Genomic DNA, 14,823 nt, shown 5'->3' with positions numbered 1-14,823 from the left:
AACTACCTTGAAAAACACCGAACCAATTGAACGCCAATGTTGAATTGTATCGAGGGCTTTATTGATAACCCAATTATCAAGGGTGTCTGACAAACCAAGCTTATAGATCTCAGGTAAGAATTGTCCAGGTCCAAGAAGTCCCTTAATTGGGTGATTCCATCTGATAAGAGCCTCACAACCGACTAATGAATTATCCCTAGTACAGACTTTAGGTTGGAAGTGAAAGATAAACTGATTGTCATGTAGACCTCGAAGTATTTCATTCTTAATATTGTGTTCATTTAATTCAATTCTGTCACCGTCATGCAAAAAGTAAACTTGGTTTTGGCCTTGTTGTTTCGCCTCATAAAGGGCAAATTCAGACTGTCTTATTAATTGTTCAGGTTTTACATATGTTTCGTCCGGAAAAGTACTTATACCAGCACAAACGGTAAGTTCGCATTGAGAACCTTTATGCGAAAAATTTAGTGGGAGTTGATTCTTAAAATAAGAAAAATCATTATAGACATCATCACTTAATTTTTCGATAATGATGTAAAACTCATCTCCACTCAAACGAATTACAGATCCGTTTTCTTTTATTAAATCATTGATTTTAAAGTAAAAGTCATTAAGAAATTCATCTCCAAATGTATGTCCAAACTTTGAGTTCACATGTTTGAAATTATCAATATCTATAATCGCGAGAAGGAGTGTTGAAGAAGTATTGACTGCTCGAGACATTGCATTAGACAATTGTGTGTATAAGTCGACTCGATTGACTAGGCCATGTGTAGGATCAAGGTAAGCGATTTGCTCGATTAATTTTTCTTGTTGTTTAAGCTGTGTAATATCAGTCGATGCACCACATAGAGCATACACGTTACCACGTTTATCGAATAACGGTACTTTTCGCGTATTTACTGTTTGTTGTTTTCCAGAGTCTCTTCGCCAATAAGTCTCTATTTCACAATATTGGATACCTGTATCCATAACGCTGTTGTCGATAGAATTTATTTCATTAGCTATCTCAGGAGGGAAAAAATCAGTGTCTTTTTTTCCAGATACAGTATCTACACCTTGGTTAAACTGCTCTCGCATTTTTTTATTGGCATAAATATATTTTCCCTTTCGATCTTTAAGATATATGTAATCATCTACCGTATCTAAAATTGATTTAAGCTTTAGTTGTTCGTTATTAATTACTTTTTGTCTGATGAATACGTATGACAACAATGCAAAGAGTACTGTTACAACCAATAACAATAATATTGAAATAATATCTTGATTTTCTTTGTAGAAAGATTTTGGATTATTAATATAAAGGCTATTAATAGGTAGTCTTTTAATGTCTATGTTATGTTTTTTCAACTGTAGAAAATCAAAATATGCAATAGTAGGAGCATTTATTATAATATCAGGTAGTTCAATATTATCGATGCTAAGAGTTTTTAAAATCAACTCCCCAGCGGTAAAACCTTGTACCTCATGACTCAAAATAATACCACCAGTAGCTCCTTGACCAATACCATGTTTATATGGATGATATATTGGGGCTTTTGTATTATTAGTAATAAATGTAAGTGACTCATCAAAATTCAAGTGGCTGCTATTGGAATCTTTATATGCAGATAAAAGTATGATTGGATTTTTTTCTCTGTCTAATAAAGAAATTTTTCCTGACAAGTCTTCCCATGTTAAATATGATAAGTCTAAAACTCTCAGGAATTCGCTTGAGTTTTTTGTCTTATTCTTTAGCTCAACCAGGTCAGCTTGGCCAGAAGTTGTTGAGTCTACAATAACTGTTAATGTACTTATTCTAGGATGAATAGATTGAATTAACTTAACATTTTCTTCTAAAGGAGTATGCTCCATAACGCCTTTGATATCTGAATCGTGAGATAAACTAACCGATTTTTTTTGATCGTTTACTCCCATAAACACTAAAGGAAGGCTTTTAAATAACCCTTCCCTGTTATTGAACACAAAGTTCAGCGCGTTGTCATCCGTACTTAGGACTAAGTCATAACTTGTTTTTGATACTTTAAGCTTGTGTGATAAAGAAGCTTTAAAATTATCTATGTTCGTTTTCCCAGGAAATCTTTTAGAATCCATGTAGTGGATGTCTAGTTCAATATTTTGTCCTTTTAAAGCGTTACTCAACCCTGTTTCAATAGATTCATACGAAGGGAAATTTGTGTGATACGAATGTATGACTAAAAGTTTCCATTGCTCTTTAGCGGAAAGCGAGAGGCTTAAAATGATGCTTATGATCGTAAGGCATAGCTTAAAATAGCTATTTAATTTCAATGTCAATTCCTTATTCCTGAGCATAGTTAATTAAGATCTTTTGGCCGCTGGACTTTTTCTTAATCAAAGTAAACTTTTAACGCGATTGTTCTTTTTTATTCTCAACGAAGACATTATTCCGGTCATTTTTCTCATTAAGTTACATAACTTTAGTTAATTGCTCACCATAAGAGTGTAGTTGCATTTGAATGCAAGTGCTATTGCAACACAAACTATACCATCTATTGATAGTCGAAATCTTGTCGGTATGAATTATCGTTATAGGTTTTATTGATTTATGAAGCCTATCAATGCTTAAAAATTCGATGCCAGAAGGCAATATGATTTTTAATATGTCTTTACGTTGCAATCCCTTAGCTTCAAAGTCATATACGTAATTCAATGACAAACTCTCAATAGACCAATGTAAAAGGTTAACCTCGTACTATAGAAAATACATCAATCAATACATACCATCTATATTTACAGATCGATGGGGTTAAACTTGACCTTGCATAAAATAGTTGATTAATAATACAATAATGCATTATCAAACAGGGTTTACCCAAGATACAATTTATTGAGAAACAGCAATGAAAGCGATTACTTACCAAAAGACTACAGATACTTTTATATTAAAGACCTTGCCAAAACCATCGATTGAAAATGAGTTTGATGTGATCGTGAAAGTTTTTGCTGCTGGACTGAATCCTGTTGATGGCAAGATAAATAACTGGGCCAGCTTAGTTGATAATATGGATGATAATTTTGTTGGTGGTCTTGACGTCTCCGGTGAAATTGTTGAAGTTGGCGCTAAAGTGTCAAACTGGGAAGTTGGAGATCAAGTACTCTATCATGGAGATATGAGGCGCCATTCTGGTGGTTTTTCCGAATTCTCGGTACACGACAGTAGAACTCTCATTCAAAAACCTAATGTCAGCCACGAAATTGCTGCTGCAACTCCATGTGCGGCTTGGACGGCTTATCGAGCTCTACATGATAAAATTAATATAATCGGGTGTGAAAGTTTATTTATTGCTGGTGGAGCTGGAGGGGTTGGAAGTTTCGCCATCCAGTTAGCAAAAATCGCAGGAGTTAAAAGTATAATAACTACCAGCTCAGAGGCTAAACATTCTTATGTTAAGTCTCTTGGGGCTACACATGTGATCGATTATCGGACACAAAATGTTATCGAAGAAGTTATGAAGGTTACTTCTGGTTTAGGCGTAGATTTTGCTCTTGATTGTGTAGGCGGTAACAATGCTTATATCTGTTCACAAGTGTTGGGCTTTGAGGGCGAAATGGTTGAATTAGTCGATGTTGTCAACCCTACGCTTTATCCTGGTGCAAAAATGAACGGTCTGAGTTTTCATCAGATAAGTCTTGGGTCTGGTCATATAAATGGTGATAAAGGGCGTAAAACAATTGTCACTGCAGGTATCACTTTCTCTCAACTGCTAGAGTCAAAGTTGATAGTCGTTCCTGAACTGAAAGTTATTTCATTAGAAGATGTTCCCAGTTCCTTAAATGATATAAGAAAGAAAAAAACTTTGGGAAAAATTGTAGTACAGGTTGCGGAGCACTAGACAAGGCCCAGAGATTTGTCAATAAAACCTTCGAAATACACCATCAAGCAGTATATATCTGATTTGGTGGTGTAAGCAAACACAGTCTCGTTGTCTTGAAATTATCATTCTTCAGAAAAATAATCTCGTAGTGTGTTTACAACCAGATTATGATCTTCTTCTTGCGGGAGTCCTGATACTGTAATCGCCCCCACAAGCCCAGAACCTATAATACGAATGGGAAAAGCTCCCCCATGGTCGCAGTACTCCTTAGCATCAATATGTGCTAACCGTTCAAACTCACGTTGCTTGAAAGAATTGTATTGACCAAGATAATAAGAACTATGGCCGTAGCGCAACACGGATTGACGCTTACGTTTTGCCCAACATTGATTATCTTTGCTTGTTTCTGGCATTGCATAACTAAACAGCACTTGCTCAAAAGCATAGATCTCAATCACAACTGAAGCTGAAAGTTCCTCCGCTTTTAGTTTGATTGCATAGCCTAAATTCCAGGCTATTTCGTTGTTGAATTGATCGAACTGAAGTTCGGTTTCCTGTTCTAATAATTGAGTGAGATGCTCGCTACTCATTGACTAATTTCCGTTATAATATTTTGATAATTAGTATCTTTACTGGGTGATGGTTCTTTATAACCACTCTATCATACGTATATTTAGCCGTTACAGGGTGCTGTTAAACGACTCTTCAAACCATAGTACATCGACCATCTTGTATGCTATTTACAAATTGACAATAATAGTAAGCGTAAATTCGAACATGGCCTCGTATCATACTAATGGTCGTATTTATGATGAACATTAACAAGCCATTTTAAGTCGATATAGGAATTATGCCAGCATGTTACCACTGGCACTCATGTTAATGTGGTTACCGATGTATTGTTAAACATGAGGTCCACTGCAAAGTTCATCAGGCCTGATAAATGGTCATGAGGTCGTTTATACTACATGACCATTTATTTCTTACTCTAAGATAATTTACAACTTCTTAGTTGTAAGCACCACTAGCATAATGTAACTCATAACTATGGCTGTAAATCTCTATAACATTTCCAAATGGGTCTTCTACAAAAATCATACGGTAAGGTTTCTCGCCTGGAAAATAAAAGCGAGGTTTATCCATACGTTTCTTACCACCCGCAGCAACAATTCTCTCAACCAAACCTTCAACGTCAGGATCTTGTACACAAAAGTGAAAAACTCCAGCTTTCCAATATTCAAAATTATTATCGCGACTTTCGTGATTTTCGAATTGAAAAAGCTCGACTCCAATTCTATCTCCCGTCGACATGTGAGCGATGCGCATTGACCCCCATCCTTCGCCTAAAGCATCAGTACACATTTCTCCAATATCAGAATCGTCTTCTATGATTTCTGTCGGTTCCATGATGACATACCAACCAAGCACTTCAGAATAAAACTTAACGGCTCCTGCTACATCAGGAACAGAAAGGCCAATATGAGAGAATGTTCTTGGGTATACATTGCTTTTCGTCATTTAATAATCCTTTTTATTATTTACCTTGACGAAAAAATGATAACGGTCGGGCTATGATATGAAAAATTATCATATTTTATTGTTTTGATAATTTATTGTTATATTTTATTAAAATTACATTGAATCAGCACCTTAAAACCTAACATGCATTCAAAAAACCAATATGTAACCTAGTGGAACTTGTTGAGGTGAGCTGATTTTGAATAATGCTTTGGCTAAATTAGTTGGCTATCAGACCGTTTTTTTGAGTATAAGGTGACACCATACCTGTTCCTATTGAGACCGTACTAAGTTAGTTGTTCTAAGGCGCCTCAGAAAATACCGTCAAGTAAAGAAAAGGCTCACTTTCGAGCCTTAGTAGACGCTGCATTCCAGATTAACCAATTAACGTGCTATGATTTTTCTTTTAACATTCCCCGCAACACATAATGTAGGATACCACCATGTTTAAAGTAGGTAGCTTCAGTGGCCGTGTCGATGCGCGATAACAGATTACAGTGCTTATTCGTGCCATCGGGATAGTTTATAAGCATGGTGTAGGTATGCCCGGGGCGAACTTCTCCTGATAAGCCTTCTATGGTTATGGTTTCTTTGCCACAGAGCCCAAGAGTTAGTCTGTCGGTACTTTGTGGGAACTGTAATGGTATAACGCCCATACCTATAAGATTGGAACGATGAATTCGTTCATAAGACTCGGCTATTACAGCTTTCACACCTAACAGTCGGGTACCTTTTGCTGCCCAATCTCGGCTCGATCCTGTTCCATACTCTTTCCCGGCGATCACAACTAAATGAGTGTTATTTTCCTGATATTTCATGGCAGCATCGTAAATCGTCATTTGCTCACCGGTAGGTATATACGTGGTATAACCGCCCTCTACATTTTGTAGCATTTCATTTCGGATCCGCACGTTGGCAAAGGTTCCTCTCATCATGACTTCATGGTTTCCTCGACGAGATCCATAAGAGTTGAAATCTTTGGGAGCCACACCGTGAGATTTCAAGTATATACCTGCTGGAGTCTCCGCTTTGAATGAACCCGCTGGAGATATGTGATCGGTAGTAACCGAGTCACCCAGTAGCGCTAATATGTTCGCATTTTTAATATTCTCAATCGTGTCAGGTTGTTTTTGTATACCGACGAAAAACGGTGGCTTTTGAATATAAGTAGAGTTGTTGGACCAAGTGTAGGCTTTGCTTGCCGGAGCTTTAAGCGCTTTCCAGTTGTCATCTCCTTCAAATACTTTGCCGTATTCTTTATGAAACATCTCAGTTTTTACGCACAACATGGTTTCATCGATTTCTTGCTGAGTTGGCCATAGATCCTTGAGATAGACGTTATCTCCATTAGCATCAATACATAAAGGGTCTTTAGTAAGATCAAGCCGCACATTGCCTGCAAGTGCGTACGCAACTACTAATGGTGGTGATGCAAGCCAATTAGTTTTCACCAAAGGATGAACCCGGCCTTCAAAATTACGATTCCCCGAAAGCACTGAAGCGACGGTAAGGTCGTTATCTATAATGGCCTTTTCTACTACAGGAGGCAAAGGACCTGAGTTACCAATACAAGTGGTGCACCCATAACCCACTAAATTAAACCCCAGTTTGTCTAAGCTTTCCTGAAGTTCTGTGACTTTTAAGTAATCGGTGACTACCTTAGATCCCGGAGCAAGAGATGTCTTAACCCAAGGTTTAGTTTGCAATCCTCTTTCTATTGCTTTTTGAGCTAGCAGTCCAGCGGCGATCATGACGCTTGGGTTCGATGTGTTAGTACAGGAGGTGATTGCTGCAATGACCACCGAACCAGGCATCAGATGAGTTTTAACATTGTCGGTATTGTTCAGATCTTTGTTTCGGTTTCTTTTCTTATCTTTTTCTTGTGATGCCACTTCTGATGCTTTCATGAAAAGGTCGAATGCTGACTTAATATTTTTAAGAGCAACGCGATCTTGGGGGCGTTTAGGCCCGGCAACACTCGCTTCCACTTTATCCATATCAAGTTCGAGTTGGTTAGTGTAAATCGGTTCATGATTTGGCTCGCGCCACAAACCTTGAGCCTTGGAGTAAGCCTCAACCAACGCTATCTGAGAGGCTTCTCTACCGGTAAGTTCTAGGTATTTTAAGGTTTGCTCATCGACCGGAAAGAAGCCACATGTTGCGCCATATTCAGGCGCCATATTGGCAATGGTCGCTCGGTCGGCTACAGGAATATCTTTCAATCCATCCCCATAGAACTCGACAAATTTACCAACGACTCCTTTTTTACGTAACATCTCGGTCACAGTGAGCACTAGATCGGTCGCATTAATACCTTCACGCAGTTTTCCGGTAATTTTTAAGCCGACAACCTCAGGGATAAGTATCGAAACTGGTTGGCCTAGCATTGCGGCCTCAGCTTCGATGCCGCCAACTCCCCAACCTAAAATACCTAAGCCATTAATCATTGTTGTATGCGAATCGGTCCCTACAAGCGTATCAGGGTAAGCTATGGTTTTTCCGTCGAATTCTTTATACCAGATAGTCTTACCTAGATACTCGAGGTTCACTTGATGGCAGATCCCCGTTCCTGGAGGAACTACGCGGAAGTTATCAAAAGCTTGTTGCCCCCATCTTAAGAATTCATAACGTTCTTGGTTTCGTTGCATTTCAATACTGACGTTATCTTTGAAAGATGAAATATCGCCAAAATGGTCAACCATTACTGAGTGGTCAATCACTAAGTCAACAGGAGTTAAAGGGTTAACTAATGCAGGGTTTTTGCCTGACAGCCTTACAGCCTCACGCATCGCAGCCAGATCGACTACGCTTGGAACGCCAGTAAAATCTTGCATGAGAACTCGAGCGGGTCGGAAAGGGATCTCGGTATCGGACCTGCGCGCTTTAAGCCACTCAGCCATAGCATTTATATGCTTTTTAGTAACAGAAAAAGAGTCTTCATTACGCAAAAGGTTTTCCAGCAGGACTTTCAAACAAAAAGGTAACTGGCTTAGATCGCCCAATGTGTTTTCAGCTTTTATCAGGCTGTAATAGTGATAGTGCCGACCACCTACAGTTACAACTGAAAGTGTATTCAAGCTATCTTTACTCCATTGTTCGCTTGTCATGAAGTGCCTCCTATTCTGCAGTGCGTTATACGGGTCTTAATGAGCATGCCTGCCTTGTTGATTGTAGTATGACAAACTTTAAGAAAAGTGCAGGTTGTTCTATTGAAGAGCTGGGGCAACGTCGATGTTTCGTTGAAATAACGTTGAGATAATTGATGAATTAATAGGTTTGTTCGCTAGCACTAACATAAGTGTGTCATAACCCATTATGAGAATAAAATAAGGTTTTACGCAGCAATGAAAGTAAAAATTGAGAAGATCCATGATGGTGAAGATTTCTTCAACATTCCAAAAATACTGCGAAAATAATTGCAATGGGATGAAGACGATCAAATCGAATAGAAGATGTGTTTGAGTAGTCTAATTTGTGAACAGAGCGGTTAGTTTCTACAGTTACAGCTATCCGTTAGAAGTAATGCTTGAAGGTAACTTAAAACGCGTTTTAGATGCATTAAATCGTATCAAGTATGGTTATATTTCTTGAGATGATCTTATCTCAAAGGGTTCACTTTGATATGTCGAGCCATAGCCCACATTTCTCTTAAATATAGAACAGCACTATAATACCCAATTATAATATGCCAAAGACCTAAGTTGCAGAACCAAATCAACTGACTTTCTTTGTTATTTCAAAACTTTCACAGGTTGAATTTTACCCCGAGGCGTTTTCCAACTCGAAAGTGCCCCATTATTGGTTCCGCCAAAAAACAAACGCTATCGGTCGAGTGAATTCTGACCAAATATAACTACTTTGATACCCAAGACTCACAAATTACGAAAAATGAGGGTCGTTGTGTTGTTCTAGACTCAAATGAACACGCAAATTTTTTTGATTGTTTCATCAGCACTACGTATCTGAGATGCGTCTGTTGATATGATGTGTACGGCTTCTTTATTGCGAAGGTCTGTCGTCTGGGTGTTAGTAAGTTTTTTGAACAGCAATGGATAGATCATCAGGATAACGGTTAAAAAAAGCACTGACACGACGGATAGCGCGAGAGCACGTATCAATAGCAGCTGGATTTTACCTTGTGATTTCAGGTTGGTAAGATGTTGTCCATAAAGAATATTAAAGCGTTCATGCTCGGAAAGGTTCATAATGACTTATCCAATAAAACACCATCGGAATGACGGTATTACTAAAGAGTATGGACGAGGTGTTATTTAATCTGCATAGCAGCGGCTTGCTCCAAGTTTAAACCAATCGTCATTACGTTTTACTGCCCCTTGTGCGGGCATTGTGCTTTCGAGGAAACTGATGAAAAAACGATTATTATTAGCTCTCTCAAGTTTGGTTTTTACTGTGGCGGTTAATGCCGAAGATACAGCTATCGACTGCGATAATGCATTGAATACTCTTCAAATTAACCAGTGTGCATCAATTGAACTAGAGTCCGTAAAAGCGGAACTGTTGACTTATCTGAATGCTAGTTTTAAGCATAATTCAAATGACCCTGAGCTAGTTAATGCTATTAAAGTGGCTCAAAATAACTGGCAAGCTTACATGTTGTCTCATTGTGACTCTATTTATACTCAGTGGCGGGCGGGGACGATTCGAGATGCTATGGCTATTTCTTGCGAAACTAAGCTGACAAAGCTAAGAACTCATGAAATTTGGGCGAACTTTTTAACTTACATGGAAAGCGTACCACCAATCTTACCTGAACCAAAACAGTAGTCTATAAACCACGCACATAATTCAAGATACACTCTCTGATCTGATATAAGATTGTTAGAGCTATAGTTCAACGCACTTTTATCCAGAGGTTTGACGGAGCCGTTCATGGCAAACTGATGGTACTGAATTAGTGTACTTTTTAAAGTAGTAAAATAGGCTTTAGAGGCTGCTAAGGATGTTCTATATGGATTCAAAACCACTGTTTACTTTCGATTTTATTAGTAAAGTCCTTGATGGAAATTTACTATCGATAGCGCCACATAATTGCTGAAGAAATCTCGAAGGACGGTTGAACGTTACTTGAATCGCTATCCCAAGGAAGGCATTCGGTTTGTGATTCACGGTAGCACTGGTCGTGCCCCCATCAATAAAACCCCTAAGTCACTCAAGAAAGAGGTTCAAGCCCTCATTCAAATCAAGTATCAGGACTTTAATCTTCAACAGAGCTACTCACACCTTACAAGGATCATGTTTATATCATCACGGCAAATAACGGGAGAGCATTGGCAGGTCATGAAACCATCGCAAAGGAATTGGAGGCTGACGTGTACCCCGGTATTTTGCCCATCCTTACAGTTCTTGGGAGCGTGGAGCTAATTAGAACGCTAATACTCTTTTGAGGCAGTATGTGAAGAGAGGAACCGACCTTACAGCGGTAACAGACAACGATGATGAATTCGTTTTATCGCGGATAAATTATCGACCGAAAAAATGTTTATACTTCAATCGACTAACGGTTTTATTTGAAGAAATAGTATTGGTGGTTTGATATTAACGAGTGTCGCACTTTGCAGTTGATTTCGAAGATTATTAAACGGCATTTAATGTTTATTATTCTATTGCGTGAAACTGGTACATTAAAACAAAGTTTTGGTATTACAGTCCAAATACCTACACTGATCATAGGAAGTTAAATGAACGAAATACCGCCATTAATACCTGAGTCTAATTACATTCTGTTGTCTGAGCTAATGCTATCATTGACAACAGCTTTGGATATGACGGAAGGACAACCACCTGAACATTGCATTCGTTGCTGCTGGATAGGTATGCACATAGGTGAGAAAATCGGTTTATCAGAAAGCGAACTTCATGATCTGTATTTTACCCTGTTATTAAAAGATACGGGCTGTAGTAGCAATGCAGCCCGTATTTGCGAACTCTATCTCGCTGACGATCAGGAGTTTAAACGTAATTTTAAGACGGTAGGAACAAGTCTATCAAGTGTCATTAACTTTGTTATTCGCAATACCGGGAAAAATAAAAACTGGTTAACTCGCATCACTAAGACGATAGATATCTTAAAAAATGGAGATTCTTACGCTCAAGAGTTGATAGAAACTCGCTGTTCTAGAGGTGCCGATATTGCGAGAGAATTAAGGTTTAATGAAAACGTCGCATTAGGGGTTCATTCTTTAGATGAACATTGGGACGGTAATGGTCGGCCAGAAAACCTCGCCCAACAAAATATTCCATTAAACTCTCGTATTGCGTTACTCGCACAAGTTATTGACGTTTTTCAATTTGAACATAATTTCGAAACCGCGCTAGACGAGGCAAACGAAAGAAGTGGAAGCTGGTTTGATCCAACTTTAGTTTCTGCGATAAACGAAATAGGAAAGGATAACGAATTCTGCACGGTCTTAACTTCATCAAATATCATTGATAAAGTTATGGAATTAGCGCCAGCAAAAGCCAGCATACTCATTGATGATGACTACCTTGATTGTATCGTTTTTGCGTTTGGAAAAATTATCGACAGTAAAAGCCCTTTCACATCTGGCCATAGCGAGAGAGTGGCCTTCTTTACTGACCTTATTGCTATCGAAATGGGGATATCAGAAGAAGAACGGAAATGGCTTAAGCGTGCAGCTCTATTACACGATGTTGGGAAGTTAGGTGTGAGCAATACGATACTCGATAAACCTGGAAAATTAGATGACGATGAATGGTTATCAGTTCAACAGCATGCTCAATTTACTAAAGATATATTATCGCAGATAACCCCCTTTAAAAACCTATCCAACATGGCAGGCAGCCACCATGAAAAGCTTGATGGCACTGGATACCCCAACAAACTAAGTGCAGAATGCATTGTATTGTCGACCCGAATTATCACTACCGCTGATATTTTTGATGCGATTACAGCAGAACGACCTTACCGCGGAGCAGTACCAGTACCAAAAACATTGGATATAATGTCTGAAAATTTAAATACTGCGATTGATCCTGAATGCTTTGATGCATTGAAGCGTGCGTTGGATAAATTGCCCGAAGGACTGATAACTCCTGATTCTACTGTTTAGCCATCGGTTTGTAGGTAATCGTAAGACAATAGGTTTCGCAACTCGCCGTTCCGATCACTACACCTTGCAGTTAAGCATTTAGTGCAAATCCTGGTCGCTAGCAAGCTTTTGCCCCTTTCAAAGTTAGCACACTTGTCAGTTTTTTTTTACAGATGAGTGTTTGACCTACATTTTCTAACCTCAAGAGCTCCTATTCACAAAACACCCAACTAGCACTGCGACTATCCATTCCATTGAACTGCCTTGTAGTTGTTAAAAATAAACGCATAAGAACATCTGGTTAAACGGATTTTACTCTCAAAGTTTAGACACAGGAACGCTTTAGTCATACATATGATGCAAAAATAGAAGATATGTGACGTTGATTTTGTTCGTCGCAATTATTCCCATCCCATCTGAGATTTTATGATGTAGTGCGATTTTTGCACCAAGTTTTGGTGCTTCTCACACAGTAATTGACCAACTACAACTGAACATAAGCGAACTCTGCACGATGGCATGTCAGAGCTCCGAGGTTCAGTGCACCATGAGCTATTGTACAATTGCAGTACTACATCCTTTGGCAGCTTACTCGCTTTCAAGTCCCTTTTTAACGCTATATCTCGTACACGTTGTTCCTTTTCGAAAGCCTTCTTTACGTACATCTCATAATAAAGCAACGTAGTTGGTGGCTCGTCGAAAACGCTGGTCTCGATTTTACTAGCTACATCAGCGACTTTAATTAACGGCCCACCTAACATAAAAAGAGGCACTACTTGAGTCGATGCTATTGCTCTAGCGCAATCATCAACCACCGCACCTTGCTCAACTAAATAATCGATATGGTTATAGTCGTTGTTCTTAATTGCTTGTGGGGCGGTAAGCAAGCTCGCTATCAAAGAACAATCATCCTCTCGTGTAGGGCCCCCCGTATCAAGGTCATAACGACTGTAAGGATGGTTTGTTATTGATGCCCCCACACCGATTAGGTATGAGATTACAACTTCATTGGAATGAATAGCCGCCTCTCGTATAAATGAGGTGTACTCATAAAGCTCTTTCACCTTCCCTTCTTCTGTAAGAATTTGATGTGGTGCTAACCAGTATGAGTTCATGTCAACACCCACCTCTCTCAACAACGTTAATACGTCAATGATGGTTTCTGTCGATGAAAGCTGAAATAACCTCGAAACTGCATTCCCTCTGCTTTGGGTAATTTCTAGAGCTTCAAGAGTATTATCCAAGTTCATTCCCCCATATATAAACAACTCTATGGTTCGAATGTCTCCTCTCAAAATGGCGTTACGGTAACTTTTAACGTCCCAACCTATCTGCATATTGGCGAGCTCCTTACGAGGATCGCTGCTAACCTCTTTCTTGAAGTTCTCAGCTTTGTCATTTAGCCCTTGGACTTCGCTTCCTATGACTTTGGTGTTGTCAGAAATCAAACTAACACCTTTTTCAACCTCATCAGTTTTGTCGTTTAACTCTTCTACTCCATCGCTTATGCTTACTGTCTGATCACGAATGACGTCCACATCACTTTCTATTGCTTGCACGCTTTCATGGATGCCAAGCAAAGTAACTTGCCATTCTCTAATGTTGGGAAATGATGCGGCTAATACGCCGCCTTCATCTTGGTTCTTTACAGTAAAGAAGTTACATGCGACTGCCATTAAGGCGAAAGTCACTGAGATGAAGATAACACCTTGTACTCCTAACTTTTTTACGTTTGACTTCAAATATAGAGGTGCCGGAATGGCTGCAAAGACTCGGGCTAACAATGGGGAAATCGCAGCTAATAACGCGATAACAATGACTACAGCGGCAAAGAAAATTATCCAAAAGCTCAAGGCTCGAAATGGTTCAATCAGATCATTTACGAGTCCAAACATTGAACCAATACCAATAGCAATCGATGTAGAACGTCCGATTCTCTCCACTGTTTTCTCCATATCCTTTATCCAATTGATCGCAAGTAAATTATAGAAATGATTATTGATATTTCAATTATCGAACACTTGCTATAGCGGGCAGGAATAGAGCCTCACAGTGAGTAGACCTGGCACTACGGGACAATCGCGTAAATGAGATATTCCATACTTCAACTAATTCAAGTTTTGCTAAATTAACAAAAGTGTAACTCATGTCTGTCCGTGCGACCTGAGGTCGTATGAAGCGTTGTTCACTGCTTTATGAGTGAACCGTCTGTATCACCAGATGAACCTACGAGCATGAATAAAGCAGCGGCTCGGACAATGTAACGAAACTTGGCCGTTGGGCTGAGTGGGAAAAGAATCGTGAGAGGAAGTTCCTCCTGAAAACCACAATTCGGGTAAGTGATAGGTAGTCAGTATGATGAACGTATGTGGATCCATCCAAGGTGCGTTATATGATGA

General features: G+C 39.1%; 8 protein-coding genes and 2 pseudogenes. 5 read left to right on the top strand and 5 right to left on the bottom strand.

Translation table 11 applies throughout. The annotated features are described in order from the left end of the window. Positions 1-2,289, bottom strand: a 2,289-nt coding sequence (locus tag AB4263_RS23930) for an ABC transporter substrate binding protein (RefSeq protein ID WP_372099015.1), incomplete at its 3' end; no start/stop codon positions are given. Positions 2,290-2,861: 572 nt separating this feature from the next. On the opposite strand from AB4263_RS23930, the gene AB4263_RS23925 reads away from it, so the two are divergent. Further along, positions 2,862-3,854, top strand: a complete 993-nt coding sequence (locus AB4263_RS23925; RefSeq protein ID WP_372043071.1) for a zinc-binding dehydrogenase — start codon at positions 2,862-2,864, stop codon at positions 3,852-3,854. A 104-nt stretch (positions 3,855-3,958) separates the two neighbouring features. On the opposite strand, the gene AB4263_RS23920 is transcribed toward AB4263_RS23925, so the two are convergent. Further along, the gene (locus AB4263_RS23920; protein WP_102370523.1) at positions 3,959-4,426 is read right to left on the bottom strand and encodes a heme-degrading domain-containing protein; all 468 of its coding nucleotides are present in this window, start codon (positions 4,424-4,426) and stop codon (positions 3,959-3,961) included. 232 nt (positions 4,427-4,658) lie between these two features. Here AB4263_RS23920 and AB4263_RS23915 point away from each other — a divergent pair. Beyond that, positions 4,659-4,742 (top strand): annotated as a pseudogene (locus AB4263_RS23915) (IS5/IS1182 family transposase); the annotation flags it as partial. A gap of 102 nt (positions 4,743-4,844) precedes the next feature. Here the strand turns inward: AB4263_RS23915 and AB4263_RS23910 are convergent. Continuing rightward, positions 4,845-5,354: a lactoylglutathione lyase family protein gene (locus AB4263_RS23910; protein WP_102370524.1), complete on the bottom strand. Its 510-nt coding sequence runs from the start codon at positions 5,352-5,354 to the stop codon at positions 4,845-4,847. A gap of 392 nt (positions 5,355-5,746) precedes the next feature. Next, positions 5,747-8,461 carry an aconitate hydratase AcnA gene (acnA, locus tag AB4263_RS23905; protein ID WP_372043070.1) on the bottom strand — a complete coding sequence of 905 codons (2,715 nt, stop codon included), beginning with the start codon at positions 8,459-8,461 and terminating at the stop codon, positions 5,747-5,749. A gap of 1,258 nt (positions 8,462-9,719) precedes the next feature. On the opposite strand from acnA, the gene AB4263_RS23900 reads away from it, so the two are divergent. From AB4263_RS23900 to AB4263_RS23890, 3 genes and pseudogenes are all read left to right on the top strand, one after another. Further along, on the top strand, positions 9,720-10,139 hold the full coding sequence (locus AB4263_RS23900) for a lysozyme inhibitor LprI family protein (RefSeq protein ID WP_372043069.1): 420 nt from the start codon (positions 9,720-9,722) through the stop codon (positions 10,137-10,139). 434 nt (positions 10,140-10,573) lie between these two features. Then, positions 10,574-10,908: pseudogene (locus AB4263_RS23895) on the top strand (IS30 family transposase); the annotation flags it as partial. Between the two features lie 145 nt (positions 10,909-11,053). Next, positions 11,054-12,445: an HD-GYP domain-containing protein gene (locus AB4263_RS23890; protein ID WP_372043068.1), complete on the top strand. Its 1,392-nt coding sequence runs from the start codon at positions 11,054-11,056 to the stop codon at positions 12,443-12,445. Between the two features lie 380 nt (positions 12,446-12,825). On the opposite strand, the gene AB4263_RS23885 is transcribed toward AB4263_RS23890, so the two are convergent. Beyond that, on the bottom strand, positions 12,826-14,379 hold the full coding sequence (locus AB4263_RS23885; RefSeq protein WP_372099014.1) for a hypothetical protein: 1,554 nt from the start codon (positions 14,377-14,379) through the stop codon (positions 12,826-12,828). Between the last annotated feature and the right edge of the window lie 444 nt (positions 14,380-14,823).

Source organism: Vibrio sp. 10N.261.55.C5 (genome assembly GCF_041470505.1).
Taxonomy (GTDB): domain Bacteria; phylum Pseudomonadota; class Gammaproteobacteria; order Enterobacterales; family Vibrionaceae; genus Vibrio; species Vibrio crassostreae_C.
Note: the sequence above shows the minus strand (reverse complement) of the source record. Positions and strands in the feature narration are given on the sequence as shown.

Bases quoted from the DNA above. Each gene is read 5' to 3' on its own strand.
- AB4263_RS23925 (WP_372043071.1), top strand. From the start codon at position 2,862: ATGAAAGCGATTACTTACCAAAAGACTACAGATACTTTTATATTAAAG.
- AB4263_RS23920 (WP_102370523.1), bottom strand. From the start codon at position 4,426: ATGAGTAGCGAGCATCTCACTCAATTATTAGAACAGGAAACCGAACTT.
- AB4263_RS23910 (WP_102370524.1), bottom strand. From the start codon at position 5,354: ATGACGAAAAGCAATGTATACCCAAGAACATTCTCTCATATTGGCCTT.
- acnA (WP_372043070.1), bottom strand. From the start codon at position 8,461: ATGACAAGCGAACAATGGAGTAAAGATAGCTTGAATACACTTTCAGTT.
- AB4263_RS23900 (WP_372043069.1), top strand. From the start codon at position 9,720: ATGAAAAAACGATTATTATTAGCTCTCTCAAGTTTGGTTTTTACTGTG.
- AB4263_RS23890 (WP_372043068.1), top strand. From the start codon at position 11,054: ATGAACGAAATACCGCCATTAATACCTGAGTCTAATTACATTCTGTTG.
- AB4263_RS23885 (WP_372099014.1), bottom strand. From the start codon at position 14,379: ATGGAGAAAACAGTGGAGAGAATCGGACGTTCTACATCGATTGCTATT.